The following is a 25,989-nucleotide window of genomic DNA, read 5'->3' as shown; positions in this document are numbered from 1 at the left end:
GCGCACTGGCCCCTCAGATCGCGCGGGCTTCGTTCTTGAGCTTGTCGACCAGGGCGGCGACGTCGGCGACCTTGACGCCGGCCTTGCGCTTGGCCGGCTCGGCGACCTTGAGCGTGGTCAGGCGCGGCGCCACGTCGACACCCAGCGCGTCGGGGGCCAGCGTCTCGATGGGCTTCTTCTTGGCCTTCATGATGTTGGGCAGCGAGGCGTAGCGCGGCTCGTTGAGGCGCAGGTCGGCGGTGACGACCGCCGGCAGCGTCAGCTGCACCGTCTCCAGGCCGCCGTCGATCTCGCGGGTCACGGTGACCGCGCCCTCGCCCGGCGTGACCTTGGAGGCGAAGGTGCCCTGCGGCCAGCCCAGCAGGGCGGCGAGCATCTGGCCGGTCTGGTTGCAGTCGTCGTCGATCGCCTGCTTGCCGAGGATGACCAGGCCAATCCCATTTTTATGGGGGCCTTCCTTGTCGACGAGCGCCTTGAGCACCTTGGCGACGGCCAGGGGCTGCGTCTCGGCGTCGGTCTGGACCAGGATGCCGCGGTCGGCGCCCATGGCGAGGCCGGTGCGCAGCGTCTCCTGCGCGGCGGTCGGGCCGACGGTGACCACGATGACCTCGGTCGCCGTGCCGGCTTCCTTGAGGCGGACGGCCTCTTCGACGGCGATCTCGTCGAAGGGGTTCATGCTCATCTTCACGTTGGCGGTCTCAACGCCGGAGCCGTCCGCCTTGACGCGGATCTTGACGTTGTAATCGACCACCCGCTTGACCGGGACGAGGACCTTCATGTCTGGGTTGCTTCTTCCGTGGTTCGAATGTCGGACAGGAAACGTTCGATTTCCGTGCGTAGGCTGGCGGCTTGCCGGGTAAGGTCGCCGGAGGCGCTCAACACATCCCCCGCCGCCGTCTTGGTGCTGTTGGCGGAGCGCGCCACGCCGTCGATGATGGCGGTCACGGACTGAGTTGCCGTTGCCGCCTGACCGGCGTTGGCAGCGATCTCGGCAATCGCCGCGCCCTGCTCCTCGACGGCGCCGGTCACGGTGGCGGAGATTTGGCCCAATTCCTCAATCACCGAGACGATCTGGCCAATGGCAACGGCCGCCCCGTCGGTTACAGACTGCATGGTGTCGATCTGGGCGCCGATTTCCTCGGTCGCCCGGGCCGTCTGAGCGGCCAGACTTTTGACCTCCGACGCCACGACGGCGAAGCCCTTACCGGCCTCTCCGGCGCGGGCCGCCTCGATGGTCGCGTTCAGAGCCAGCAGGTTGGTCTGCGCCGCGATGTCGTGGATGAGCTGCACCACGGCGCCGATACGGCCGGAGGTTTCCACCAGCACCCGCATGGTGTCGCCGGCCTGCACGGAGGCACCGATGGCAGCTTGGGTGATGCGGCTGGATTCCTCGTTGTGGCGACGGATGTTGCTGATGGAAGCGCGGAGTTGATTGGCCGCCGAGGCCACGGTGCCGACACTCGCCGCGGTCTGCTCGGCCGCAGCGGCAACGCCGGTGGCCTCGCTCAGGGTACGGTCGGCACCGTCGCTCATGGTTTGGGCGGTCGCTTCCAATCCGTCCGCGGAAGAGGCCACGGCGCGGACGATGCCTCCGACACGGGAGTCGAAGCCTTGGGTTGCCTGCTCCAGCGCACGCGTCCGCTTTTCGCGCCGAGCGCGCACCCGCTCCTGTTCTGCCCTCAGAACCTCGGCACGCCCCAATGCCTCCTGAAACACCTGCATGGCGCCAGCCATCCGGCCGATCTCATCACGGCGATCCCGGGCCGGAATCGTGATGTCGAGGTCTCCTTCGGCGAGGCGTTGCATGGCGTGGCTCATCGCGCTCAGCGACGTCGTGATCCCACGGGCAAACAGGATGCCGCCCGCGCAGATGATGAGAAGCAAGAGGCAACCGGCGATCATCATCTGGTTGCGCATGGCATGAACCGGCGCCAGCACCTCCGCCACCGAGGCTTCCGCCAGAACGGTCCAGGCCAGCCGCTCGTGCCGCAACGGACGGGCCGCGGCCAGGGCCGTTGCCGTGCCAAGCGCGTTCGTCGTCTCGACCACGCGCGGGTTGTCATCAGATCCGCCAGTTGCGCCCATGGTTGTGGATCCGCCGACGTGGCGGGACAGGACGGGCAGGCCGTGAGCGAAGCGGGGCGTGCTGCGCAGAAGACCATCGGCGCCGAGAAGGTAGGTGTCGCCGGTCTCACCCATGCCATCGGTCGCACGCATGATGCGGTTTAGGCCGTCGGGCTCGAGCCGGAATGCGAGAAGGGCGAGCAATTGGGCGCTGCCGTCCGGCCGCGGCATGGTGATGGGACTGACGAGGAAGGCCGAGGGAGGCTCATCGGGCGCGCCATAGACAGTGAAGTCAGCGATCTGCAGGGTACCGGGGCGTGGATCGCTTCGGACGGCGGCCTGAAGGTTGGCCAGGGCGGGTGACGCGACCGGTTGGGCAAAGTCGGCCCCCTTGGCCACGCTATAGATCACCACTCCCTCAGGGTTCAGCAAAAGCACGTCGGCGAGACCCCGGCGCTGCATGAGATCCTGCATCCAGCCATGCAGCCGCAGGTGCGCGATGTCGTACATCGCGCCGGAATCCGCCTTTTCCAGCCTGTGGCGCTCGCCAGCCGGGTACGGGTTGTCGTCCACGTAGCGCTTGCGCAGGGAAGTGCCGGCGTCCCCGCGGTCGGCCTCGACGCGCCATCCGTTGCTCATCCCGACCGCAGCGTCACGCATGGACCGGGTGCTGGCGGTCAGCACGATGTCGTTTTCCAAATTGTCCAAGTAGGCGCGCACGCTGGCTTCGCGCGCATCGGCCAGCGCCACCAGCTTGTCCTGCGCCGTCTCCCGCAAGCGCCTGGACGCAGCGTCATAGGCGAAACTGCCGAGCAGCACGGCAGCAAGCACCGCCGAAGTCACCAACGCGCCAGGGATTTTGTACGTCAAGAACACGGCCACACCTCCGGTGCATGGCGAGGAAGGATCAGCGGCCGCGCCTGCCGATCCAGGCAAGGCACTCGCCGACGACGCCGCGTCGGAAGACCAGCACACAGACCACGAAGATGGCGCCGGTCACCACCGGAACCGGCAGGTTGAAGTCGGCCAGGTAGCTCTGCAGCGTGACGACGATGGCCGCCCCCACCACCGGGCCGAGCAGCGTGCCCATGCCGCCGAGCAGCGTCATCAGCACCACCTCGCCGGACATCTGCCACGTCACGTCGGTCAGCGAGGCGAGCTGGAAGACCAGCGCCTTGGTCCCGCCGGCCAGTCCGGCGAGGCTCGCCGACAGCACGAAGGCCAGCAGCTTGTAGCGCTCCGTCCGGTAGCCGAGCGACACGGCGCGCGGCTCGTTCTCGCGGATCGCCTTCAGCACCTGGCCGAAGGGCGAATGCACCGTGCGCCAGACCACCGCGAAGCCGACCAGGAAGACCGCCAGCACGAAGTAATACATGGACATCAAGTTGTTGAGGTCGATCACCCCGAACAGATGCCCGCGCGGCACCGCCTGGATGCCGTCCTCGCCGCCGGTGAACTTGAGCTGCAGCGCCATGAAGAAGACCATCTGCGACAGCGCCAGCGTGATCATCGCGAAGTAGATGCCTTGCCGGCGGATCGCCAGCGCGCCGAAGGCGAGGCCGAGCAGCGCGGAGAAGCCCATGCCGAGCAGGATGCTGACCTCCGGCCCCAGCCCCCAGACCTTGGCGGAATGGGCGGTGATGTAGGCGGCCCCGCCGAAGAAGGCGGCGTGGCCGAAGCTCAGCAGCCCGGCGAAGCCGATCAGCAGGTTGAAGGCGCAGGCGAACAGCGCGAAGCACAGCACCTTCATCACGAAGACGGGGTACAGCACGTAGGGCGCGGCCAGAGCGATCAGCAGCCCGATGCCGAGGATGATGGCGTTGCGGGTGCTGTCCTGCCCCGGACGGCGCAGCGCGATGGTCGTCGTCTGGGTGTCGGTCGTCTTGATTTGGGCGGCCATGGCTCAGCGCTCCCGTCCGAAGAGGCCCGCGGGCTTGATGAGAAGGACGATCGCCATCACGACGAACACCACGATGTTGGAGGCCTCGGGGTAGAAGACCTTGGTCAGGCTCTCCAGCAACCCCAGCCCCAGGCCGGTGACGATGGCGCCGAGGATGGAGCCCATGCCGCCGATCACCACCACGGCGAAGACGACGATGATCAGGTTGGAGCCCATCAGCGGCGACACCTGGTAGATCGGCGCGGCCAGCACGCCGGCCAGCCCGGCCAGCGCGACGCCGAAGCCGTAGGTGGCGGTGATCATCACCGGCACGTTGATGCCGAAGGCCTGGACCAGCACCGGATTCTCGGTGGCGGCGCGCAGGTAGGCGCCGAGCCGCGTCCGCTCGATGGCGAACCACGTCCCGAAGCAGACGATCAGGGAGGCGACGACGACCCAGCCGCGGTAGTTGGGCAGGAACATGAAGCCCAGGTTCTGGCCGCCCTTGAGCGCGTCCGGGATCGGATAGGGCTGGCCCGACACGCCGTAGAAGTGGCGGAAGGCGCCTTCCATGATCAGGGCGAGGCCGAAGGTCAGCAGCAGCCCGTAGAGATGGTCGAGCTTGTAGAGGCGCGACAGCATGGTTTTTTCGAGCACCACGCCCAGCAATCCGACGATCAGCGGCGACAGGCCCAGCGCCCACCAGTAGCCGAGGCCGAGCTTCGTCAGCAGCAGCCACGCCACGAAGGCGCCGATCATGTAGAGCGCGCCGTGGGCGAAGTTGATGACGTTCAGCATGCCGAAGATGACCGCCAACCCGAGGCTGAGCAGCGCGTAGAACGAGCCGTTGATCAGGCCCAGCAGCAATTGGCCGAACAGCACCTGGGGCGGCACCCCCAGCAGGTCAAACATGACCGTCCCTCCCTATAAATCGAGCGCTTGTTGGGTTTTGATTGTTGGACGGCAGGTCGTTTCCGCGCCGTCAGACGCCCAGATAGGTGTGGAGCTTGTCCATGTTCTGGGCGAGCTGGTCGTTGGGGATCATGTCCACGACATGGCCTTCCTCCATCACGTAGTGACGGTCGGCGATGGTCGCGGCGAAGCGGAAGTTCTGCTCCACCAGAACGATGGTGAAGCCGCGCTGCTTGAGCTTGCGCACCGCCACCCCGATCTGCTCGATGATGACGGGGGCAAGGCCCTCGGTCGGCTCGTCGAGCAGGATCAGGTCGGCGCCCGTGCGCAGGATGCGCGCGATGGCCAGCATCTGCTGCTCGCCGCCCGACAGGCGCGTGCCCTGGGTGGTGCCGCGCCCCTGCAGGTTGGGGAACAGCTCGTAGATCTGCGGCACGGTCATGCCGCCCGACTTCACCACCGGCGGCAGCATCAGGTTCTCGTCCACGCTGAGCGAGGAGAAGATGCCGCGCTCCTCCGGCACATAGCCGATGCCGAGGCGGGGGATCCTGTGCTGCGCCATGCCGATCAGCTCCTTGCCCTGGAAGCGGATCGAGCCGTTGCGCTTGCCGACGATGCCCATGATCGAGCGCATGGTCGTCGTCTTGCCGGCGCCGTTGCGGCCCAGCAGCGTCACCACCTCGCCCTGGCGCACGTCGATGTCGACGCCGTGCAGCACGTGGCTTTCGCCGTAGAAGGCCTGGAGGTCGCGGATCTCCAGCATGGTGGTCTTCACGGTCGCACCGTCAGGCATGGCCCACCTCACCCGTTCCCATGTAGGCTTCCATGACCTGCGGGTTGCGCGATACGACGTCGTACGAGCCCTCGGCCAGAATCTCGCCGCGGCGGAGCACGGTGATGGTGTCCGACAGGTGGGCGACGACCGACAGGTTGTGCTCGACCATCAGGATGGTGCGGTCGGCGGAGACGCGCTTGATCAGGGCGGCGGTGCCCTCGATGTCCTCGTGGCCCATGCCGGCCAACGGCTCGTCGAGCAGCATCACCTCCGGGTCGAGGGCCAGTGTGGTGGCGATCTCCAGCGCGCGCTTGCGGCCGTAGGGCAGCTCGGCGGCGGTGTGGCCGATCCAGGGGGTGAGGTTCACCGCTTCGATCAGCTCCTCGGCGCGGGCGTGCAGGTCGTAAAGGCTGGCTTCGGGCTTCCAGAAATGGAAGCTGGTGCCGCGCGGGCGCTGGAGCGCGACGCGGACATTCTCCAGCACGCTGAGATGCGGGAAGACGGCGGAGATCTGGAAGGAGCGCACCATGCCGAGCAGCGCCACGTCGGCGGGCTTCATGGCGGTGATGTCGCGCCCCTTGTAGAGGATCTGGCCGCGCGTCGGCGTCAGGAACTTGGTCAGCAGGTTGAAGACCGTGCTCTTGCCGGCGCCGTTGGGGCCGATCAGCGCGTGGATGGTGCCGCGGCGGACCTGGAGGTTCACCTCCTTCACCGCGATGAAGCCTCCAAACTCCTTCGAGAGTCCGCGCGCTTCGAGGATGATGTCATTGGTTCCGGTGATCATGCCCGCTGTCCCAAGTCCTGTCTCGTTCGGCCGTGCGTCCATCCTTTCAGTGCCCGGAGAAGCTCGGCGGCCTCTTGCCCAGCAAGGCGGCCACCGCTTCCTTGTGGTCGGCCGTCGCGTGGGCGAGCGCCTGCATCGCCGCCGACAGCTCGAGCACATGGTCGAGCGTGGCGCTGCGCCCTTCTCTCAGCAGCCGCTTGGTCATACGGACCGCGTGGGGTGGGTTGGCGGCGATGCGCATCGCCAGCTTGCGGGCTTCGGCGAGCAGCGCGTCGTTCGGCACCACCTTCGATACGAGGCCGCAGGCCAACGCTTCGGCCGCGTCGATCGGATCGCCGGTCAGAGCCATCTCGCAGGCTTTGGAGAAGCCAACGACGCGCGGCAGCAACCACGCTCCGCCATCGCCCGGCACGATGCCGACTTTGACGAAGCTCTCCGCGAACACGGCGCGTTCCGCGGCGATCCGGAGATCGCACATGCAGGCGAGATCGCAACCGGCACCGATGGCCGGGCCGTTCACCGCCGCAATGATCGGGACCTCCAGCGCCTCGAAGGCCAGGGGAAGCCGCTGGATCCCAAACTTGTAGTTCCGTCGGGTTTGGGCCGGCAAAGGGTCGTTGATTCCGCCCTTCTCCCCCATCGTCTTCAAATTCCCGCCGGACGAGAAGCTCGTCCCGGTGCCGGTCAGGATCGCCGCACGAATTGACAGATCGCGGTCAATCCGGTCGAGCGCCTCCAGCATCGCCTCGATCATGTCGGGGTCGGAAATGGGGTTGCGGGTTTCCGGCCGGTTGATCGTCAACGTGACGATCCCGTCGTCGTTCTCGAAGATGATTGGATCGGACAAGATTGGATCGGACATGGGGGAATTCCTGAAAAGCCGGTGTGGGCCGCCGACGGACGGCTAAAGGGAGGGGCGTCTCAGCGCAGCCCCAGGCCCCGCGCGATGATTCCGCGCAGGATTTCCCGCGTGCCGCCACGCAGGGAGAAGGCCGGCGCGTTTAGGATGGAGTAGCCCAGCACAGACGACAGGGCGTCGTGCGACCGCAGGTCGGGCTCCATCGCCATAAGCTGTCGGGCGATTTCCGGAATCTCCTGCTCGACCAGGGCGCCCAGATCCTTGACGACCGACGCCTGCAAAGCGGGGTTGCGGCCATCCTGCAGCATGCCGGCCACCGACCGCGACAGGCGGCGGAGAACGACCAGGTGGACGCCCAGCCGACCGAGTGCCCCCGCCGCATCCGGCGTCATTTGGCTGCCAAGCGTCCGCACCAGTTCGACAAACAGCACGAAGGTCGACAGGAAGCGTTCGGGCCCGCTGCGTTCATAGGCCAGTTCGCTCATCACTTGGTTCCAGCCGTCGCCCTCCTGCCCGATCAGGGCGGAGTGCGGCAGAATCACGTCCTCAAACACGACCTCGTTGAAGTGCCGCGCGCCCGACAGGTCGGCGATGGGCCGGACGGTGATGCCTGGAAGCGTCAGATCGACCAGGAACTGGCTGGTCCCGCCGTGCCGGTCGTCCGCAGCGCCGGTGCGGCAGTAGAGGATTATGGCATGGGCATGGTGGGCATAGGTCGTCCACAGCTTGGTGCCGTTGACCCGCCAGCCACCCTCCACCGGAACGGCGCGCGTGCGCACCGCCGCGAGATCGGATCCGGAATCCGGCTCGCTCATGCCGATGCAGAAGAAGAACTCGCCGGCGGCGATGCGCGGCAGGATGGTGCGCTTCTGTTCCTCGGTCCCGACCTTCAGCAGCAAAGGGCCGCTTTGCCGGTCGGCGATCCAGTGGGCGGCGACCGGAGCGCCGGCCGCCAGCAGTTCCTCCAGAACGACGTAGCGTTCCAGTGCGCTGCGTTCGTGTCCGCCATACTGCTTGGGCCACGTCATACCGATCCAGCCGCGCTGCCCCAGCTTGCGGCTGAAGTCGGCATCGAACCCGCTCCAGGAGCGGATGCGTTCGGCGGCGGGATAGCCGGCCAGTTCCGCGGCCAGGAAAGCGCGCACCTCGGCACGCAGCTCCGCCGTGTCCGGCGCCGTCGGCGGCGCCGGGAATGAAAAATCTTGCATCGAGGGATGTCTCCGGGAAGGACGGCGCTGATCAGAGGGAGGCGATCAGCGGCCAAACTCCATCGGCGCCGGCCTCGGCCATGCGCTGTCCGAACAGGCGATTCCAGTGCGCCTCGTTCCCAAACTCGTCGCGCCAGGACCACAGGCGCTTGGTCAGGAAATGCAGGCTGTGTTCATGGGTGAAGCCGATGGCGCCATGCACCTGATGGGCAATGGTCGCGACGACACCCGCCGCCTCGCCGGCCCGCGCCTTGCCGACGGCGACGGTCAATGACCGGGCCCCCTGGGACAGCCCCTCGGCGGCGAGGTCGGCGGCCCCGGACGCGGCCGCTGCGTGGCCCGCCATGACGGCCAAGGACTGCTGGATCGCCTGGAACTTGCCGATGGGGCGGCCAAACTGGGCGCGCTCGTTGGCGTAGCCGACGGTCAGTTCCAGCACGCGCCCGATGGCACCGGCCATCGCGGCGGTGCGCAGGGCCGCTCCCATCGCCATGAGGTCGCCGAATCCCATCCCGTCGGGCAGAGGGGCAACCGCTGTGTCCGGAACCGCGCCGTCCACGAACAGGCTGTCGCGTGGTTCGACGGCCAGATTATGAGCCGATTCCGTCCGGACCTGCCCATCGTCGAGCCGGACGGCAAAGGTCTGTCCACCCGCCTCGGCCAGGACGAGAACGGTCTGTGCCGAGCGCGCCCAGGGGATGCGGTGGGCGGTTCCGGACAGGTGCCATCCGCCGCCCGCTCGTTCCAAATGGAACCGATCGGTGGGGCGGACCGGCGCCACGGTCGCCGGTCCGGAGGACAGAGGCAGTCCCGCGGCGGCCAGGAAGCGGTTCGCCAGCATGGTTTCGGCCAGGGGCAGCGGCACGGCGTTGGCTCCGGCGACGCGGATCAGCATCGCAGCGTCCACGTCGTCGAGTCCGACCCCGCCATCCTCCTCGCCAACCATGGCGAGGGGCAAGCCCATCTCCTCGATCAGGGTCCACTCCTCGCCCAGCCAGGCGCCGGTTTCGGCACCGAGCAACAGTTGCGGGGAGATGCGTTCCGTGAACAGCCGGTTGGCCGTGTCCCGTACGATCTGACTTGTCTCGCTCACGTTTGGATCTCTTGACATGAAGGGGAGGGTGCGATGGCGATGACCGCGCGCCGGGAGCGAAGAGTGCCGCCCCCTTCCTATTTCTTGAGCAGCGGGCACTGGCTTTCGGTGACGGGGCGGAAGGCCTGCTCGCCGGGCACCGTTCCAACCACCTTGAACAGGTCCCAGGAGTCCCGCGATTCCTCAGGCTTTTTCACCTGGACCAGATACATCTCGTGCAGCATCCGACCATCCGCGCGCACGGTGCCGCCGTCGGCAAACATGTCCTTGACCGGCGTGGCCCGCATGGCCTCCATTACCTTGTCGGCGTTGTCGGTGCCGGTCGCCTCGACCGCCTTCAGGTAATGCAACACCGCGGAATAAGTGCCGGCCTGCACGCTGGTCGGGCGCTTTCCGGTCCTGGCGTGGAAGCGGTCGGACCAGGCGATGGTCTCCGGCGAGCGGTTCCAGATGAAACCACTCGACATCAGGATGCCGGCCGCGTCGGACAGGCCGATGGCGCGGATGTCCGGCTCGAAGGCGAGCAGAGCCACGACCTTGACCTTGCTGTCGTCGAGAATGCCGAATTCCTTGGCCTGCTTGATGGCGGTGATGGTGTCCTGGCCGGCGTTGGCCAGAGCGATGACCTTGGCACCCGACGCTTGGGCCTGCAGCAGGTAGGAGCTCATGTCCTGCGTGGGGAAGGGATGGCGGACGCTGCCGACGACCTTGCCGCCATTGGCCTCCAGCACCTTGCGCACATCGTTTTCCAGGTCGTGGCCGAAGGCGTAGTCAGCGGTGATGAAAAACCAGGTGTCGCCACCGCTCTGCAAGGTTGCTTTGGCGTTCACGGTGGCCAGCGAATAGGTGTCGTAGACCCACGACACGCCGTAAGGAGAACAGGACGCGTTGGTCATGCCGGACGTGCCGGCGCCGGTGTTCAGCGCCACCTTCTTCGAGCGGACCGCCACCTGTTGGAGGGCGAGGCCGACCGATGATGTCACCATGTCCGCGATGGCGTCGACCTGCTCGGTATCGAACCATTTTTGAACGACGGAACTGGCGATATCCGCCTTGTTCTGGTGATCGGCCTTGATGATCTCAATAGGAACGCCCTTGACCTTCCCGCCGAAATCCTCAGCCGCCAATTCGGCCGCGACCACCGAACCGTTGCCGGCGATGTCGGTGTAGACGCCCGACAGGTCGGTAATGACGCCGATCTTGACCTTGTTGTCGGAAATTCCTTGAGCGAAGGCCACCTGTGTCAGCGCAACGAGCGACGTGGCCAGAGCTGCCAAAGTCTTCATGATTCTCTTCCTCCCAAACCTGGTTTTGCTTTTCGCGGTTGTCGTGCCGGTGCCGGTGCCGGTGCCGATGCCGTGTCCGGTCAGTCCGGCAGGCGCGGCGGGGTGACGCCGGCGATGTCGCAGGCGTAGTCGAGCAGTGCGGAGAAGTCGCGCTGGGCATAGGCGCCGCCACGAGCGGCGCCGAGCGCACCGGCCGCCGCCAACCCGACCGGCAGACCGAGACGCTGCTGCGCGGCCGCCGTCAGCGCCAGCATCAAATCCTTGTGGGCAAGGTCGATGGTGAAGCCGGGCGCCGTGTCCCCCTTCAGCACCTTGGTCGCGAAGTTGATCTGGAACTGACCATTGGTCGCCGTGGTCCCACCCGACACCGCCTTCATCACGTCCACCGGCAGGCCAAGCTTGGTGCCCAGCAAAATGGCCTCCGCCGTCAACTGCGCGCCGATCACCGCCAGATAGTTGTTGACGATCTTCATGCGGGTGCCGGCCCCCTCCGGGCCGCAGCGGTGGACGGTCGTCCCCATGGCGTTCAGCATCGGTTCGGCACGGGCGAAGCCCTCATCGCTGGCCCCGACCATGAACAGGGACTCGCCGCGTTCCGCATGGCTGACCAGGCGGCCGACCGGAGCGTCCACGAAGGCAATGCCTTTCTCCAGACACGCCGCAGCAACCGTGTCCGTGGTCTGGGGGTCGACGGTGCTCATATCGATCACCAGCGAGCCCGGCCGGAGGCCGGCGAGAATGCCTGCACCGCCCAGGATCACCTCACGCACCTGCGGAGGGGCGGGCAGCATGGTGATGACGACGGTCGCGTCCCGCACGGCGGCGGTGACGTCGCTGGCCGGGCGTGCGCCCAGCGCAACCAGCTTGTCGAGCTTGCCCTGATCGAGGTCGAAGCCGATGACCGAAAAGTTCTTGCGGACCAAGTTGGAGGCCATTGGCAACCCCATGGCGCCAAGCCCGATGAACGCGATCGTCTCTGACATTTTATCACTCCCCTTCGAATGCCCCCGGCGCTGTGCAGCCGTCTGGCTTGCTGGCCGATTATCTGGCCGGCTTGTTGGTTGGCTGTTCCGTCCGGCGTCAGCCGGCGATGCCGTGGTTGATGTACGCGGTCTTGCCGTCCGTGAAGAACTCGACGGCCGCGCTGCCCTGCTCGCGTCCGCCATAGCCGGAGGGACCGCGGCCACCGAACGGGACGTGGTAGTCGATACCGGCGGTGGGAGCGTTGACCATGACGAGGCCGGCCCGCGAACGGCGGCGGAAGGTTTCGGCCGATGCCAGCCCACGCGTGACGATGCCGCTCGACAGGGCGTGTTCGCTGTCATTGGCGATGGCGATGGCGTGATCGAGCTCGTCAGCCGGTATGACGCAGGCAACCGGACCAAACACCTCGTCACGGTTGATCCGCATGGCGTTGTTGGTGCCGACGAACAAGGTCGGTTCCAGAAAATAGCCGTCCCCATCCATGCGCCTGCCACCGAAAGCCAGCTCCGCGCCTTCGCTGCGCGCATCCGCGATGCAGCGCAGGTCCTTGGCGAGTTGAGCGTCACTGACGACCGGTCCCATGTCCGTCGCCGCATCCATGGGATCGCCGACCCGCAGGGCGGCCATCCCCCTCACCAGCCGTTCGACGAAAGCGTCGTGCACCCGGCGATCGACGATGATGCGGCTGGTCGCGGTGCAACGCTGCCCCGTGGAATGAAATGCCCCTTGCAACGCGATGTCCGCCGCCAGATCCAGATCGGCGTCGTCATGAACCACCAGAGGGTTCTTGCCGCCAAGCTCGAGCTGGACGCGGGTCATGCGGGCGACCGAGCGTTCCAGGATCGCCCGGCCAACACCCGGCGAGCCGGTGAAGCTGACCGCGTCGGCTCCGTCGACCAAAGCCGGTCCCAGCGTCCGGCCGTCCCCCACCACCAGATTGAACGCGCCGGCGGGCAGTCCCGCGCGGTGCAGGATGTCCGCCAGTTCCCAGGCGCAGGCCGGGGTGACTTCCGAGGGCTTCAAGACCACCGTGTTGCCGAATGCGAGCGCATAAGCGGTTTTCCAGGCGGGAACCGCCATCGGGAAATTCCAGGGCGTGATCAGGACGACGACGCCGACCGGTTCACGGCTGACCATGGCGGTGGTGCCGTCGCGCAGACCGGGAAGGGCTTCGCCACCCTGGCGCAGCGGCTCCCCGGCCGCATAGTGGAAGATCTGTGCGCTGCGCCGGACTTCGCCGATGCCTTCACGCAGGGTTTTGCCTTCCTCTCGCGTCAGCAAAGCGCCCAGTTCTTCGGCGCGGGCATTCAACTCGTCGCCGACCCGCCGCAACACGTCGGAGCGGGTTTGCGGATTGCTCGCCGCCCAACCCGGCAAGGCCGCGCGTGCGGCGCCGAGCGCCTCTTCCGCCTGCTCGACCGAGGCCCAGGCATAATGGCCGATCACCTCGCTTGGCCGCGCCGGGTTGCGGTTCGCTTCCAATCGGACACCGTCGACCAGACGTCCGGCAATCCAATTCCTTCGTTCCATCATCTTCTTGGTCTCACGTCTTCGATGCGGCGGGCCGGTGGCGCCGGAAATGTCAGGGGAAGGCCGTCAGGAGCGGTTCGCGGTGCCGATCACGCCAGCGGCACGCAACTCCTCAAGCTCGTTTTCGGTGAGGTCCAGCAGGTCGGACAGCACCTCGTCCGTCTGTTCCCCCAGACGGGGCGGCACGCGACGGTAGCGGGCCGGAGTCCGGGACAGGCGCGCCGGAAAGCCGACGATCGGCACCGGCGTGCCGCCCGGCGTTTCCAAGCGATGGACAAGACCACGAGCCACCACTTGTGGGTCGTCGAACACTTGATCGATGCGATTGATCGGGCCGGCCGGGACTCCGCCGCCGGACAGCGCTTCGATCAGGTCCGCGGACGTCCACCGTGCCATGCTTTCCGCCAACGTGGCCTCCAGCTCCGCGCGGTGGGCCTGCCGTCCGGGGTTGCTGGCGAACCGTTCGTCCGCCAGCAAATCCTCGCGATCCAGCAACCGACACAGGGCACGGAACTGCCCGTCGTTGCCGACGGCGACGATGATGTGGCCATCGGCCGTCGCAAAGCAGCGATAGGGGACGACATTGGGATGTCCGTTGCCGAGCCGTTTCGGCACCTGACCACCAACCAGCCAGTTCATGCCCTGGTTGGCGAGCACGGCGATCTGGGTATCCAGCAGAGCGCAATCGATGTGCTGTCCCTCGCCAGTGCGATCGCGGTGGCGCAACGCCGCCAACACGGCAATGGTGGCATAAAGCCCGGTGAACAGGTCCGACACCGGCACTCCAACTTTGAGCGGCTCGCTGCCGGGTGCCCCCTCAGGCTGGCCCGTAACGCTCATCAGCCCGCTCATGCCCTGGATCAGGAAATCATAGCCGCCGCGGGGGGCGTAGGGGCCGGTCTGGCCAAAGCCGGTGATGGAACAGTAAACCAGGGCGGGGTTCTCCCGCCTCAGGCTCTCGTAATCCAATCCGTAGCGAGACAGGCCGCCGACCTTGAAATTCTCCAGGACAATGTCGCAGCTTCGTGCCAGCCGACGGACGAGAGCCGCTCCTTCCGGCTTGGCGATGTCGATGGCAAGCGACCGCTTGTTTCGGTTGCAGCTCAAGTAATAGGCGCTGGGCGGATCGTCGGTTCGGTCACCCGGCGCGGGCCGCAGGTTGGGCGGCCCCCAGGAACGGGTGTCATCGCCCTTTTCCGGATGCTCAACTTTAATGATGTCGGCGCCGAGGTCGCCCAGAATTTGGGACGCCCAGGGACCGGCCAGCACACGGCTGAGGTCGAGCACCCGCAGCCCGGCCAGGGACATCGGGCCGGCGGCACGGTTGCCGGCTTCGTCTTGGGGTGATTCGGGCAATGTCACAATGAGTGGTCTCCGGCTGCAAGCGTCACCGTTCCGGACCTGGAACGGGAGCCTCCCTTTTCACTTCCGACGCCTGGGACTTGCATTTCCCGGCGTCGCAGTCATTTCACTGTGTGAAACGATCATTTCATTATGGATAGGCTAACGGGCCCTCTGATAAAAGGCAACCGTCTTTTCAGCTTGGTCAAAAAACAGCGGGACGGACGGATGGCCCCTCCAACAATCCGTTGGCGATGGCGACATCGCTGGCGTACCCAAGTCCCGGCGCCAAACAAGGGAACGTGACCTCGATGCCTTCCTTCAAACCCGTTGCGGCTCTGACCCGAGGCCTTGACGTCCTGCGGATCGTCAACGAACTGCGCGATGCGTCCGTTGCCGCTCTGCACAGGGAAACGGGGCTCGACAAGGCCACGATCGTGCGAATGCTGGAGACGCTGGAGCATGAAGGTTACGTGACCCGCAACCCATCCAACTCAGGATACGTCGCGACCGGGCGCACGCTGCAGCTAAGCCGTGGTTACGACCTGCATCACCGAATTGGGCTGCTGTGCGAACCGATCCTGACGGAGTTCCGTCAGGCGATCGGTTGGCCGTCCGATGTGGCGCTGTTCGATCACGACGCCATGATCGTCGTCCAGACGAGCCGCGAAACGGGGCCGCTGTTCTTCAATCGCCGCCCTGGTTTCCGTGCGCCGATCCTGGAAACCTCCATTGGGCGGGCTTATCTCGCTTTCTGCGCCGACAGCGAACGGGAACGCATTCTTGCACGCCTGAGGCCCCGCACCGATCCCGCCAATGCCCTGGCCAGCGATCCGCAACGGCTTGAGGCCCTTCTGAGTGACGTGCGGGCCCGAGGTTTTGCCTGCATGGATGACTCTTACAGCGACCGTGAATATTCCGGCCAGCTTTGGGCCATGGCGGTGCCGGTGCGTGACGAGCAGGGTATTCTCGCAACGCTCAACATCATGATGCTGCGCAGCGCTGTTTCTCCGGAAGCCGCCCAGGAGCGGTTCCTTGATATGCTCATAACGAACGCCAACCGACTTGCCCATGTCCTCCGTCATGCTTCTTGGGGGTGACGAGATGGCTGTCAGGGCCTGGACCCATAAAGAGCCTTTCCCGAAGGGAATCGTTGTGATTCGAAGCCCTGGAAAGGGGCTTTGTGATGAACGACGGTCCGCTCCGGTTGACGGTGGAACAGTTCGGACGGCTTGAGCCGCACCTTCCACACGATGCCCGAGGCAAGCCGCGCGTGGATGACCGACGTGTGATCAGTGGGATCGTCCATGTGCTGAAGTCGGGCGGGCGCTGGGCGGACGCACCGCCGGTCTCCGGTCCGCGCAAAACGCTTTACAACCGCTTCGTCCGCTGGGCGGTCAAGGGCGTGTGGGAGGACATCTTCCATGCGTTGGCAGCGGCAGGCGGCCCACCGGCCCAGGTAATGATCGACTCCGCGGCGGTCCGCGCCCATCGTTCGGCGAGTGGCGGGAAAGGGGGGAGCGCGCCCAGGCCATCGGACGGTCCCGTGGCGGACGAACCACCAAAATCCACGCCCTGAGTGATCCGCGCGGTCGGCCGCTCGCCTTCCTGTTGACCGGCGGTCAGGTTGCCGAATGCACCGCCGCCGACCGTCTGCTCGACCGGATGCCCGCCACCGATCTCCTGCACGGCGACAAGGGCTACGACAGCGCCGCTGTTCGCCGGAAGATCGAAGAGGCGGGAGCCGCGCCCAACATCCCGCCACGCGCCAATGATGTTGTTCCGGTAATGGGAGCCGCAGTGGACGGAGGAAGCAAAACGTTCTTCCGGTCCTCCAACTTGGCGCGCGTGCCCCTGCAACGTTTGGTGCGCAGCGTCTTTAAGTTATTCCAATCGCGTTGGAAATGACATCCACTCGGATGATGGCTGGTGCGCATCCCTCCTCTATGCGGCTCCGTGATGTGACCGAGAGTCTCGAACAAGACGTAAGTCACTTTGATTACACCGGTAATCTTAATGCTGTGGTGTTTTCCTGGGCGACTTATGCCGGATTGCACACCGAGGGACTATGAAGAAAGCCCCCGCCGCGTGCGACGGGGGCTTTTTCTTTCTCTGAGCCGTCTTCGGCCGGACCTGCCGGGCCGCGTTACTCGACGGTGACCGACTTGGCGAGGTTGCGCGGCTGGTCGACGTCGGTGCCCTTAAGCACGGCGACGTGATAGGCCAGCAGCTGGACCGGGATGGCGTAGAGCAGCGGGGCGACCAGCGGGTCGCAGGCCGGCAGCTCCAGCGACCAGCGGACCTTGTCGGACAGTTTGTCGATCCCCTTCTTGTCGGCGATCAGCAGCACCTTGCCGGACCGCGCGCAGACTTCCTGGACGTTGGACACGGTCTTTTCGAACAGGTTGTCCGACGGCACCAGGACGATGACCGGCACGCTCTCGTCGATCAACGCGATGGGACCGTGCTTCAGTTCACCCGCCGCGTAACCTTCGGCGTGGATGTAGCTGATCTCCTTCAGTTTCAGCGCACCTTCCAGAGCCAGCGGGTACATCGCTCCGCGGCCCAGATACAGAACGTCGCGGGCCTCCGCGACCTCCTGCGCCAACTCGTGCAGGCGTTCGTCGTGGGCCAGCACGTCGGCGGCGCGGGCCGGCACCTCGCGCAGGGCCTGGGCGATCTGCTGCATCCGCTCCGCCGGGATGACGCCGCGGTCGTGGCCGACCGTGACCGCCAGACAGGCCAGCGTGGTCAGCTGCGTCGTGAAGGCCTTGGTCGAGGCGACGCCGATCTCCGGACCGGCCATGGTGTAGAGCACCGCGTCGGACTCGCGCGCGATGGTGCTTTCCGGCACGTTGACGATGGACAGGATCTTCTGGCCCTGGCGCTTGCAGTAGCGCAGCGCCTCCAGCGTATCCAGCGTCTCGCCCGACTGGCTGATGAACAGCGCCACGCCGCCCTCGGGCATCGGCGCCTCGCGGTAGCGGAACTCCGAGGCGATGTCGACCTCGACCGGCAGGCGGGCCAGCGTCTCGAACCAGTATTTCGCCACCACGCCGGCGTAATAGGCGGTGCCGCAGGCGACGATGGTCAGCTTCGTCGCCTTGGCGATGTCGAAGCTGGTCTCCGGCAGGGTGACGCGTCCGGTTTCCGGGTTGATGTAGGCGTTCAGCGTGTCGCCGATGACCTGCGGCTGCTCGTAGATCTCCTTGAGCATGTAGTGCCGGTAGCCGTCCTTGCCGATCAGCGCGCCGGACAGCGCGGTGGTCTTGACCGGACGTTCGACCACCGCGTCGCTGGCGTCGTGGATCACGGCGGCGGTGCGGGTCAGCTCCACCCAGTCGCCGTCCTCCAGATAGCAGATGCGGTTGGTCAGCGGCGCCAGGGCGAAGGCGTCGGAGGCGAAATACATCTCCCCCTCGCCGTAGCCGACGGCCAGCGGCGTGCCGTGGCGGGCGCCGATCAGCATCTCCTCCTGGCCGGAGAACAGCAGCACCAGCGAGAAGGCGCCGGTGAAGCGCTTGAAGGAGGCGGCCGCGGCCTCGACCGGACCCAGCCCCTCCTTCTCCATGTAATAGGTGACGAGGTGGGCGATCACCTCGGTGTCGGTGGCGCTTTCGAAGACGTAGCCGTGCTCGATCAGCTCGGTCTTCAGCTCCTGGTAATTCTCGATGATGCCGTTGTGCACCACGGCCACGCGGTGGGTGGCGTGCGGATGGGCGTTGTTCTCGGTCGGGCCGCCGTGGGTGGCCCAGCGGGTGTGGCCGATGCCGATCACGCCCGGCAGCGGCGCCTCGCGCAGCTTGGCGTCGAGGTTGAGCAGCTTGCCCTCGGCGCGGCGGCGCTCAATGCCGCCCTTGACCAGCGTGGCGACGCCGGCGCTGTCGTAACCGCGGTATTCGAGGCGGCGGAGACCCTCGACGAGGCGGGGGGCCGCGTCATGCGTGCCGATGATGCCGATGATGCCACACATGAACCTGCAACTCCTGAATGATGGCCGGGGCCGGGTGTACGGTCAACCGGGGCAATCTTACGCCTTTTTCGCTTTCTCGTTTTGCTTCCGTTCGCGGAAACGCTTGGCCCAGCCGGTGTAAGCCTGCTGGCGTCCGCGCGCCACGACCAGCGCGTCGCCCTCAACGTCGGTGGTGACCACGCTGCCCGCCCCGACGATCGCGCCGTCGCCCACCCGGACCGGAGCCACCAGCGCGGTGTTGGAACCGATGAAGGCCCCGGCGCCGATGTCGGTGTGGCTCTTGGCGTAGCCGTCGTAGTTGCAGGTGATCGTGCCGGCGCCGATGTTGGCCTTCGCCCCCACCCGCGCGTCGCCGATGTAGGTGAGGTGGTTGACCTTGGCGCCGGCCTCGATCTTCGCGTTCTTGATCTCGACGAAGTTGCCGATGTGGGCGTCCGGGCCGATCTCCGCACCCGGGCGCAGGCGGGCGTAGGGGCCGACCTGCGCGCCGCTGTCCACCCGCACCTGCTCCAGATGGCTGAATGCCTTGATCTCGACCCGGTCGGCGACGACCACGCCGGGGCCGAACACGACGTGCGGGCCGACGATCACGTCGCGGCCGAGGCGGGTGTCCACGCAGAAGGTGACGCTGTCCGGATCGGTCAGTGTGGCGCCGTTGTCCATGGCGGCCTTGCGCAGGCGGCGCTGGATCAGCTTTTCCACCTCGGACAGCTCGGCGCGGGAATTCACGCCGACGACCTCCGCCGGGGCGGCCTCGACCACCGCGCAGGCCATGCCGTTGCTGCGGGCGATCTGCACCACGTCGGTGAGGTAATATTCGCTCTTGGCGTTGCTGTTGCCGATGCGGCTGATCAGGTCGAACATCCGCGCACCGTCGAAGGCCATCAGGCCTGCGTTGCACAGAGTGACCTGGCGCTCCTCCTCCGAGGCGTCGAGATACTCGACGATCTTCTCCAGCCCGCCGCGGGCGTTCAGGATCAGGCGCCCGTAGACGCCGGGATCGTCGGGCCGCATGCCCAGCACGACGACCGCCGGGTCGCTCGGCTGGCGCCGTGCGGCGACCATGGCGCGCAGCGTGTCCGGCGTGACCAGCGGCGTGTCGCCGTAGAGCACCACCACGTCGCCGTCGAAGCCTTCCAGCAGGCCGAAGGCGGCGCGCACGGCGTCGGCGGTGCCGCGCTGCTCGTGCTGGACGGCGGTGGGGTAGGGGGCGACGGCGTCGGCCACATTATCCATGCCGGGGCCGACCACCACGACGACATGGTCGGGGTCGAGCGCCCGCACCGCGGACAGGACGTGTCCGACCATCGGCTGGCCGGCGACGCGGTGCAGGACCTTCGGCAGGTCCGACTTCATGCGGGTGCCTTTGCCGGCGGCGAGAATGACGCAGGCGAGCGGGCGGTGCGGAGTCATCGGATGTCCCTGCAGTATTGGGTGTGGGTTATAGCGGACGGGTGGAAAAGCGTGTGCATCAATATCCGGGCAAAAGGTGTGTCCTCAAGCATTGAGTGCCACATCCGGTGCCGGGACCCCAAGTCAACTTTTGTGTCAATCTGACATACACAATGCGCGGCCCGAGGGTGTACGCACGCCGCGCCGGCGGCTCCAAAGAGCCTATGCCGGGGGGATTGCGGGAACTGGGGGTCGCCGCCGGGGGAAGTCCATGCTATCGAAAGGGGTGTCCGCCCGTCGTCGTCCACCATGGAACTTCCGCTGATGTCTGCCGTGCCCGCCGCCATTCCCTTTGCCGCCGTCGTCTTCGACCTGGACGGCACGTTGATCGACAGCGCGCGGGACATGACCCGAGTCCTCAACCGCACCCTGTCGCGCTTCGCCCGGCCGGCCCTCAGCGAGGCTCATGTGCGCGGCATGGTGGGTGACGGCTCGGCCGCGCTCGTCCGGCAGGCCTTCGCGGCGACCGGAGACGCCCTGGACGACGAGGCGCTCCGGACGGCCCTGGCCGCCTACCTGGACGACTATCTCCAGGATGACGAGCCCCCGGTGCTCTATCCCGACGTCCCGGAAACGCTGGCGGCGCTGGCGGAGAGCGGCGTGAGGCTTGGGCTTTGCACAAACAAGCCGGAGCGGATCACCCGGAAGCTGCTGGCCGGGCTGGGCCTGTCGCCGCTGTTCGGCGCGCTGGCCGGGGGCGACACGCTGCCGGTGAAGAAGCCCGACGGCCGCCATCTGTCCTGGGTGGTCGAGGCGCTGGGCGGCGGCAGCGCCGCCATGGTGGGAGACAACCGCAACGACGTGGCGGCCGCACGCGCCGCCGGGGTTCCGGTGGTGGCCATGACCTACGGATATCCCCGCATGCCGGTGCGCGAACTGGGCGCCGACATCCTGCTCGATCGCATCGCCGACCTGCCGGACGCCCTGCGGCGGCTGGGCGCCTGAGCAAGGGAGGCGGGTTGCCCGAGGCAGCGGCGGCTTTGCCGTAGGTCTCCTTCTTGTCATGGTTAACGAGAGATTAACAGTGGCTAACGAAATGTAAATGTTGTTGGATGGGTGCATCGAATGGTGGCGAGCGAAGGAGACACCCGATGGCCCAGATCCTTGCCTTCCCCGGTAGGACCCAGACCGGCAACACCCTCTCCGCCGACGCTCTGTCCATCGAGGGCCACAACGCGGCCCGCACCCCGGCCAACAGCCAGATCGACTCGGCCACCGCGGATTTCGACCGCATGATGGCCCATCACAGCGACCTCCAGCGCAAGATGGCCGAGTTCAACCGCCTGTGCGAGCAGGCGCTGGCCGAGCGGCCGATGGCCGACCTGCTCTACCACCCCACCGCCGGCAGCGGCGGCGTCGGGCGCGCCTGATCCGTCACGGCCCTGATCGGTCAGGGCGGGGCGGGGCGATCCGCCGTTCGCTCGCTCTTGCGGGCGGCGGTGAGGTGGATGACCACCCCGCCGAATCCGCTGTCGGCTTCCAGCCGGACGGGCAGGGGCGGGCCCGCCCCCTCCACCGGAGCGATCCACAGATCGACGGGTGGGCGTTCCTCCCGGTTTCCGCCGCGTTGCCAGAAGGCCTGGCGCGGCGTGCGCTCGTAGCCGGCGATCGGCTTGTGGGACACCCGGCATTGCCGCGCCGCGCCCGCGAAGACCGAATGGCGCGACGCCCCGACCATGGTCATTCCCCGATCCGTGAAAATCATGTCGTAACGGCGCCGCCCGTCATAGACGGGCAACGTGCGCTGGCACCCCTGGCCGTGCAGCCCGGCCAGCAGCATGTCCAGGACGCCGCTCAGCGGGTCGCGGGTCTGCCGGGTGAGGTCGTCGGGCACGGGGTCGCGGTCCTCCTCCTCCGGGGGCGGGGAGACCTGCGTGCGAACGCGGCCGTCCGGCCCGTAGTCCAAGGTGACGGTCCGCGGGGAGCCGCGCAGAACGCCGGACTGGGTGTGACGGATCGGGGCGACGCCATCCGGGCCGACCGTGCCGACGCTGAGCGACTGGCTTTCCCAGGGAAACAGACGTCCCAGAAAGCCGTCCGTCGCGGCGTCGACCTGAACGCTGTAGCGGCCCTCGGTCAAGGTCAGTTCCGCCCGTGCGTCGAGCACGGCCACGCCGCCGACATGGACGCGGTAGTCCAGTTGCCAGCGCTGCGCCAGGGCGGGCAGGGGGAACAGCCCGGCGAGCGCCGCGCCTAATCCGGCGGTGAGGCCGGCGACGAGGGCGGCCGAGGGACGCTTGATGGAAGGCTTGGCGGGAGGCGCGGTCCGGTGCGTCATGTCCATTGGCTCATCGGGGGCTCCGGGCGGGAAGGCTTCTTTGATATTGGTGTGAAACAGGTGCTTGACAGGAGGGGGCGGGGCCTTTAGAAACCCGCCTCACCGCAGCGGTGGCAACGACGCGACAGCGAAACGAGCCGGATGCCGACGCGGTTTTACTGGGATGGGCGCATAGCTCAGCGGGAGAGCACACCCTTCACACGGGTGGGGTCGTAGGTTCAATCCCTACTGCGCCCACCATCCCAAAGTCCGGTGGTTCCTGGGCTTTGCGGATGGTACCATCCCCTCCACCACGAGAGCTGGTTAAGACCGGGGTCCATCGGACCTCGCTTTGCCGTCTCCGCGGTGCGTCAGCGGTTGTTTCTTTGGGATGGGCGCATAGCTCAGCGGGAGAGCACACCCTTCACACGGGTGGGGTCGTAGGTTCAATCCCTACTGCGCCCACCATCCCAAACACCGCCTCCTCTCCGATACATCGTTGCAAGTCGCCAGTAATGGGTTGTCTCGCCGATTGCGTGGTCCTGTGCTTGTGCGGAACACCGCGAAATACCCTTGCCCAATCGCTCGTGTCTTTTTGAGACGAACACCGCCCCAGTTGATTCAGATCAGCTACAACGCGTGGGGTTTTCGTCTATCGCTTCCAGCATCCGATTTTCTCAATCATCTGGAAGCAGTGACATGGAAGATACGCGCGTGACCCTTCTCGCCCTCGGCCTGCTGGTCGTGGCGCTCGTCGTGATCCTCGGTTCGGTGGTGCTGTCTCCGGCCACCCTGGTCCTCCTCGCCACGCTCGGTGCCTGGGTGAACCTGACCTATCTGGTCGTCGTCACGCTGATGCGCTGACCCCGCCCGCGGGCGGGGGACCGCCCGGTCCGACCCGCCCGCAGGATGGAAAAATTACAAATTCGTGTCCGTCCGGTTAATTCCATGACTGGACAGCGCCGGGCCGGCGGTTTATCCCAGCGCCGTTTATGACGCCTGTGGAGCACCCGCCATGACCTCCCTCGCCGCCGCCCGCCTGCCGGAGTCGGAACAGCCCCTTCCGGTCGTCCGCAGCGTGGACGATCTCCGCGCCCAGGTCACCGCCTGGCACCGCGACGGCAAGACGGTGGCCCTGGTGCCGACCATGGGGGCGCTGCACGACGGCCATCTCGCCCTGGTGCGTCGGGCGCGGGAACTGGCCGATCAGGTGGTCGCCAGCGTCTTCGTCAATCCGACCCAGTTCGCCCCGCACGAGGACTTCGACCGCTACCCGCGCGACGAGGCCGGGGATTCGCGCAAGCTCGCCTCGGCGGGCTGCCATCTCCTTTACGCCCCCACGGTGCGCGCGATGTATCCGGAGGGATTCGCCACGGCCATTTCGGTCGGCGGCCCGGCGGAGGGGCTGTGCGGCACCTTCCGGCCGCAGATGTTCGGCGGCGTCGCCCTGGTCGTGACGAAGCTTTTCCTGCAGGCCCAGCCCGACGTGGCGGTGTTCGGCGAGAAGGATTACCAGCAGCTGATGGTCATCCGCCGCTTCGCGCGCGACCTCGACATCCCGGTGCGGGTGGAGGGGCTGCCGACGGTGCGCGAGGCCGACGGGCTCGCCATGTCCTCCCGCAACGCCTACCTGTCGGCCGACGAGCGCGCCCGCGCGCCGGAGCTGAACCGCGCGCTTCTCGAAGCCGCGTCGGCGCTGGCCGGCGGGGCGGAGGCCGCCACGGTCCTGGAGGCGGTTCGGGCGCGCATCACCGCCGCCGGATTCGGCGCGATCGACTATGTCGAGCTGCGCGACGCCGACACGCTGGCGCCGGTGACCCGCGTCGAGCGTCCGGCGCGTCTGCTGGCCGCCGCCTGGATGGGCAAGGCGCGCCTCATCGACAACGTCCCGGTTATTCCGGCGTAACCGCCGGCGTTCCATCCCCGCCCCGCACGCCTGCCCCCGCCACGCGAAGGATCGCAGAGCGGGCATGGTGTCCTATACTCTCTGCCGCACACGCGGCCGGACGCGCGGCCGCGCGCAAGAAACGAGGGAAGGAAGGCACCATGCCGTATGATTCCGTGGACACCGCCCGCCGTCTTGGGCTGAAGGACGCCGATCTGCTGCGATTCCAGGGCTTCGTCGATGGCCGGTGGATCGACGCCGACAGCGGCAAGACCGTGGAGGTGACCAACCCCGCCGACGGCAGCGTCCTGGGCAGCGTGCCGATGATGGGCGCGGACGAGACGCGCCGGGCCATCGATGCCGCCGAGCGCGCCTGGCCGGCCTGGCGCGCCCTGACCGCGAAGGAGCGCGCGAAAACCCTGCGGACGTGGTTCGACCTGATGATGGCGAATCAGGAGGATCTCGCCCGCATCATGACGGCGGAGCAGGGCAAGCCGCTGGCCGAGGCGCGGGGCGAGGTGGCCTACGCCGCGTCCTTCATCGAATGGTTCGCCGAGGAGGGCAAGCGCGTCTACGGCGACACCATCCCGCAGCATCTGCCGGGCCGCCGCATCGTCGTGACCAAGGAGCCGATCGGCGTCACCGCGGCCATCACGCCGTGGAACTTCCCGGCGGCGATGATCACCCGCAAGGCCGGCCCGGCGCTGGCCGCCGGCTGCCCGATGGTCATCAAGCCGGCGACCGCCACTCCGCTGACCGCGCTCGCCATGGCGGTGCTGGCGGAGCGGGCGGGCATCCCGGCGGGCATCCTCGCCGTCGTCACCGGCTCGGCCCGCGCCATCGGCGGCGAGATGACCGGCAACCCGACGGTGCGCAAGCTGACCTTCACCGGCTCCACCGAGATCGGCAAGGAGCTGATGGCCCAATGCGCCGGCACGGTGAAGAAGATCTCGCTGGAACTGGGCGGCAACGCGCCCTTCCTGGTCTTCGACGATGCCGACCTCGACGCGGCGGTGAAGGGCGCCATCGCGTCCAAGTACCGCAACACCGGCCAGACCTGCGTCTGCGCGAACCGGCTGCTGGTGCAGGCCGGAGTCTACGACGCCTTCGCGGCCAAGCTGGCCGAGGCGGTGAAGGCGCTGAAAGTCGGTCCCGGCCTGACCACCGAGGGGGCGCAGCAGGGGCCGCTGATCGACATGGCCGCGGTGGAGAAGGTCGAGGAGCACATCCGCGACGCCACTGAGAAGGGTGCCCGCGTGGTGCTGGGCGGCAAGCGGCATGAGCTGGGCGGCAGCTTCTTCGAGCCGACCATCCTCGCCGACGTGACCCCGGCGATGAAGGTGGCGCGCGAGGAGACCTTCGGCCCGGTCGCCCCGCTGTTCCGCTTCGAGACGGAGGAGGAGGCCGTGCGCATGGCCAACGCCACCGAGTTCGGTCTGGCCGCCTACTTCTACAGCCGCGACATCGGCCGCGTCTGGCGGGTGGCCGAGGCGCTGGAATACGGCATCGTCGGCATCAACGAGGGCATCATCTCCACCGAGGTCGCCCCCTTCGGCGGCATGAAGGAAAGCGGCATCGGCCGCGAGGGTTCCAAGTACGGCATCGAGGATTACTTGGAAATCAAATATTTGTGCATGGGTGGAATCGGCGGCTGAAGGCCGGCCGCTGATTTCAAGTAAAAAAGCGGGGCCGGTCGCGCGACGCGCT

General features: G+C 67.0%; 22 protein-coding genes, 2 tRNA genes and 1 pseudogene. 9 read left to right on the top strand and 16 right to left on the bottom strand.

Going from position 1 to position 25,989, the window contains the following annotated elements; genetic code table 11:
• Positions 1-13: 13 nt before the first annotated feature.
• The 13 genes from ABVN73_RS06985 to ABVN73_RS06925 all read right to left on the bottom strand — a co-directional run bounded on the left by ABVN73_RS06985 (position 14) and on the right by ABVN73_RS06925 (position 14,736).
• Positions 14-778 carry an electron transfer flavoprotein subunit beta/FixA family protein gene (locus ABVN73_RS06985; protein ID WP_353857372.1) on the bottom strand — a complete coding sequence of 255 codons (765 nt, stop codon included), beginning with the start codon at positions 776-778 and terminating at the stop codon, positions 14-16.
• Positions 775-2,940 carry a methyl-accepting chemotaxis protein gene (locus tag ABVN73_RS06980; RefSeq protein WP_353857371.1) on the bottom strand — a complete coding sequence of 722 codons (2,166 nt, stop codon included), beginning with the start codon at positions 2,938-2,940 and terminating at the stop codon, positions 775-777. Before ABVN73_RS06980 ends, ABVN73_RS06985 begins: the two co-directional genes overlap by 4 nt.
• A 31-nt stretch (positions 2,941-2,971) precedes the next feature.
• On the bottom strand, positions 2,972-3,964 hold the full coding sequence (locus tag ABVN73_RS06975; protein WP_353857370.1) for a branched-chain amino acid ABC transporter permease: 993 nt from the start codon (positions 3,962-3,964) through the stop codon (positions 2,972-2,974).
• A 3-nt stretch (positions 3,965-3,967) separates the two neighbouring features.
• On the bottom strand, positions 3,968-4,855 hold the full coding sequence (locus ABVN73_RS06970) for a branched-chain amino acid ABC transporter permease (RefSeq protein WP_353857369.1): 888 nt from the start codon (positions 4,853-4,855) through the stop codon (positions 3,968-3,970).
• A 70-nt stretch (positions 4,856-4,925) separates the two neighbouring features.
• Positions 4,926-5,648, bottom strand: a complete 723-nt coding sequence (locus ABVN73_RS06965) for an ABC transporter ATP-binding protein (protein ID WP_353857368.1) — start codon at positions 5,646-5,648, stop codon at positions 4,926-4,928.
• The gene (locus tag ABVN73_RS06960; RefSeq protein WP_353857367.1) at positions 5,641-6,414 is read right to left on the bottom strand and encodes an ABC transporter ATP-binding protein; all 774 of its coding nucleotides are present in this window, start codon (positions 6,412-6,414) and stop codon (positions 5,641-5,643) included. Before ABVN73_RS06960 ends, ABVN73_RS06965 begins: the two co-directional genes overlap by 8 nt.
• A 46-nt stretch (positions 6,415-6,460) precedes the next feature.
• Positions 6,461-7,276 (bottom strand): crotonase/enoyl-CoA hydratase family protein, encoded by an 816-nt coding sequence (locus ABVN73_RS06955; RefSeq protein WP_353857366.1) that lies wholly within the window; start codon positions 7,274-7,276, stop codon positions 6,461-6,463.
• A 59-nt stretch (positions 7,277-7,335) separates the two neighbouring features.
• On the bottom strand, positions 7,336-8,481 hold the full coding sequence (locus tag ABVN73_RS06950) for an acyl-CoA dehydrogenase family protein (RefSeq protein ID WP_353857365.1): 1,146 nt from the start codon (positions 8,479-8,481) through the stop codon (positions 7,336-7,338).
• A gap of 31 nt (positions 8,482-8,512) precedes the next feature.
• Positions 8,513-9,574: an acyl-CoA dehydrogenase family protein gene (locus ABVN73_RS06945; protein WP_353857364.1), complete on the bottom strand. Its 1,062-nt coding sequence runs from the start codon at positions 9,572-9,574 to the stop codon at positions 8,513-8,515.
• A gap of 77 nt (positions 9,575-9,651) precedes the next feature.
• Positions 9,652-10,860, bottom strand: a complete 1,209-nt coding sequence (locus ABVN73_RS06940) for an ABC transporter substrate-binding protein (protein WP_353857363.1) — start codon at positions 10,858-10,860, stop codon at positions 9,652-9,654.
• 80 nt (positions 10,861-10,940) lie between these two features.
• On the bottom strand, positions 10,941-11,843 hold the full coding sequence (locus ABVN73_RS06935) for an NAD(P)-binding domain-containing protein (RefSeq protein ID WP_353857362.1): 903 nt from the start codon (positions 11,841-11,843) through the stop codon (positions 10,941-10,943).
• Positions 11,844-11,940: 97 nt separating this feature from the next.
• Positions 11,941-13,377 (bottom strand): aldehyde dehydrogenase family protein, encoded by a 1,437-nt coding sequence (locus ABVN73_RS06930; protein WP_353857361.1) that lies wholly within the window; start codon positions 13,375-13,377, stop codon positions 11,941-11,943.
• 63 nt (positions 13,378-13,440) lie between these two features.
• Positions 13,441-14,736, bottom strand: a complete 1,296-nt coding sequence (locus tag ABVN73_RS06925; protein ID WP_353857360.1) for a CaiB/BaiF CoA-transferase family protein — start codon at positions 14,734-14,736, stop codon at positions 13,441-13,443.
• 233 nt (positions 14,737-14,969) lie between these two features.
• Here ABVN73_RS06925 and ABVN73_RS06920 point away from each other — a divergent pair, with 233 nt between their 5' ends.
• Together ABVN73_RS06920 and ABVN73_RS06915 are read left to right on the top strand one after the other, a co-directional pair.
• Positions 14,970-15,815, top strand: coding sequence for a helix-turn-helix domain-containing protein (locus ABVN73_RS06920; protein WP_353857359.1), 846 nt, complete (start codon positions 14,970-14,972; stop codon positions 15,813-15,815).
• Between the two features lie 86 nt (positions 15,816-15,901).
• Positions 15,902-16,488, top strand: a pseudogene (locus ABVN73_RS06915) (IS5 family transposase); the annotation flags it as partial.
• Between the two features lie 373 nt (positions 16,489-16,861).
• On the opposite strand, the gene glmS reads toward ABVN73_RS06915, so the two are convergent.
• Both glmS and glmU read right to left on the bottom strand, forming a co-directional pair.
• Positions 16,862-18,688 carry a glutamine--fructose-6-phosphate transaminase (isomerizing) gene (gene glmS / locus ABVN73_RS06910; RefSeq protein WP_353857358.1) on the bottom strand — a complete coding sequence of 609 codons (1,827 nt, stop codon included), beginning with the start codon at positions 18,686-18,688 and terminating at the stop codon, positions 16,862-16,864.
• A gap of 57 nt (positions 18,689-18,745) precedes the next feature.
• Positions 18,746-20,101 (bottom strand): bifunctional UDP-N-acetylglucosamine diphosphorylase/glucosamine-1-phosphate N-acetyltransferase GlmU, encoded by a 1,356-nt coding sequence (gene glmU / locus ABVN73_RS06905; protein ID WP_353857357.1) that lies wholly within the window; start codon positions 20,099-20,101, stop codon positions 18,746-18,748.
• Positions 20,102-20,404: 303 nt separating this feature from the next.
• Here glmU and ABVN73_RS06900 point away from each other — a divergent pair, with 303 nt between their 5' ends.
• The gene (locus ABVN73_RS06900) at positions 20,405-21,085 is read left to right on the top strand and encodes an HAD-IA family hydrolase (RefSeq protein ID WP_353857356.1); all 681 of its coding nucleotides are present in this window, start codon (positions 20,405-20,407) and stop codon (positions 21,083-21,085) included.
• Positions 21,086-21,231: 146 nt separating this feature from the next.
• Positions 21,232-21,510 carry a hypothetical protein gene (locus ABVN73_RS06895; protein WP_353857355.1) on the top strand — a complete coding sequence of 93 codons (279 nt, stop codon included), beginning with the start codon at positions 21,232-21,234 and terminating at the stop codon, positions 21,508-21,510.
• Positions 21,511-21,530: 20 nt separating this feature from the next.
• Here the strand turns inward: ABVN73_RS06895 and ABVN73_RS06890 are convergent, their stop codons facing one another.
• Positions 21,531-22,418, bottom strand: a complete 888-nt coding sequence (locus ABVN73_RS06890; protein ID WP_353857354.1) for a DUF3108 domain-containing protein — start codon at positions 22,416-22,418, stop codon at positions 21,531-21,533.
• 165 nt (positions 22,419-22,583) lie between these two features.
• Between ABVN73_RS06890 and ABVN73_RS06885 the strand changes: the two genes are divergently transcribed.
• The 5 genes from ABVN73_RS06885 (at position 22,584) to gabD (ending at position 25,937) form a co-directional block, all read left to right on the top strand.
• Positions 22,584-22,658 (top strand) — tRNA-Val (locus ABVN73_RS06885).
• A 132-nt stretch (positions 22,659-22,790) separates the two neighbouring features.
• A tRNA-Val gene (locus ABVN73_RS06880) sits at positions 22,791-22,865 on the top strand.
• Between the two features lie 246 nt (positions 22,866-23,111).
• On the top strand, positions 23,112-23,261 hold the full coding sequence (locus tag ABVN73_RS06875) for a sugar tyrosine-protein kinase (protein WP_244439298.1): 150 nt from the start codon (positions 23,112-23,114) through the stop codon (positions 23,259-23,261).
• 151 nt (positions 23,262-23,412) lie between these two features.
• On the top strand, positions 23,413-24,303 hold the full coding sequence (gene panC / locus ABVN73_RS06870) for a pantoate--beta-alanine ligase (RefSeq protein ID WP_353857353.1): 891 nt from the start codon (positions 23,413-23,415) through the stop codon (positions 24,301-24,303).
• A gap of 140 nt (positions 24,304-24,443) precedes the next feature.
• Positions 24,444-25,937, top strand: coding sequence for an NADP-dependent succinate-semialdehyde dehydrogenase (gene gabD / locus ABVN73_RS06865; RefSeq protein ID WP_353857352.1), 1,494 nt, complete (start codon positions 24,444-24,446; stop codon positions 25,935-25,937).
• Positions 25,938-25,989: the final 52 nt, after the last annotated feature.

The organism is Azospirillum formosense (assembly GCF_040500525.1).
In the GTDB taxonomy this organism is placed as follows: Bacteria; Pseudomonadota; Alphaproteobacteria; order Azospirillales; family Azospirillaceae; genus Azospirillum; species Azospirillum formosense_A.
The sequence above is the reverse complement of the archived record's forward strand: the minus strand, read 5'-3'. Positions and strand labels throughout refer to the sequence as shown.

Coding starts and splice junctions, on each gene's coding strand:
- ABVN73_RS06985 (WP_353857372.1), bottom strand. CDS start 778: ATGAAGGTCCTCGTCCCGGTCAAGCGGGTGGTCGATTACAACGTCAAG.
- ABVN73_RS06975 (WP_353857370.1), bottom strand. CDS start 3,964: ATGGCCGCCCAAATCAAGACGACCGACACCCAGACGACGACCATCGCG.
- ABVN73_RS06970 (WP_353857369.1), bottom strand. CDS start 4,855: ATGTTTGACCTGCTGGGGGTGCCGCCCCAGGTGCTGTTCGGCCAATTG.
- ABVN73_RS06965 (WP_353857368.1), bottom strand. CDS start 5,648: ATGCCTGACGGTGCGACCGTGAAGACCACCATGCTGGAGATCCGCGAC.
- ABVN73_RS06960 (WP_353857367.1), bottom strand. CDS start 6,414: ATGATCACCGGAACCAATGACATCATCCTCGAAGCGCGCGGACTCTCG.
- ABVN73_RS06955 (WP_353857366.1), bottom strand. CDS start 7,276: ATGTCCGATCCAATCTTGTCCGATCCAATCATCTTCGAGAACGACGAC.
- ABVN73_RS06950 (WP_353857365.1), bottom strand. CDS start 8,481: ATGCAAGATTTTTCATTCCCGGCGCCGCCGACGGCGCCGGACACGGCG.
- ABVN73_RS06940 (WP_353857363.1), bottom strand. CDS start 10,860: ATGAAGACTTTGGCAGCTCTGGCCACGTCGCTCGTTGCGCTGACACAG.
- ABVN73_RS06935 (WP_353857362.1), bottom strand. CDS start 11,843: ATGTCAGAGACGATCGCGTTCATCGGGCTTGGCGCCATGGGGTTGCCA.
- ABVN73_RS06930 (WP_353857361.1), bottom strand. CDS start 13,377: ATGATGGAACGAAGGAATTGGATTGCCGGACGTCTGGTCGACGGTGTC.
- ABVN73_RS06920 (WP_353857359.1), top strand. CDS start 14,970: ATGGCGACATCGCTGGCGTACCCAAGTCCCGGCGCCAAACAAGGGAAC.
- glmS (WP_353857358.1), bottom strand. CDS start 18,688: ATGTGTGGCATCATCGGCATCATCGGCACGCATGACGCGGCCCCCCGC.
- glmU (WP_353857357.1), bottom strand. CDS start 20,101: ATGACTCCGCACCGCCCGCTCGCCTGCGTCATTCTCGCCGCCGGCAAA.
- ABVN73_RS06900 (WP_353857356.1), top strand. CDS start 20,405: ATGTCTGCCGTGCCCGCCGCCATTCCCTTTGCCGCCGTCGTCTTCGAC.
- ABVN73_RS06895 (WP_353857355.1), top strand. CDS start 21,232: ATGGCCCAGATCCTTGCCTTCCCCGGTAGGACCCAGACCGGCAACACC.
- ABVN73_RS06890 (WP_353857354.1), bottom strand. CDS start 22,418: ATGACGCACCGGACCGCGCCTCCCGCCAAGCCTTCCATCAAGCGTCCC.
- panC (WP_353857353.1), top strand. CDS start 23,413: ATGACCTCCCTCGCCGCCGCCCGCCTGCCGGAGTCGGAACAGCCCCTT.
- gabD (WP_353857352.1), top strand. CDS start 24,444: ATGCCGTATGATTCCGTGGACACCGCCCGCCGTCTTGGGCTGAAGGAC.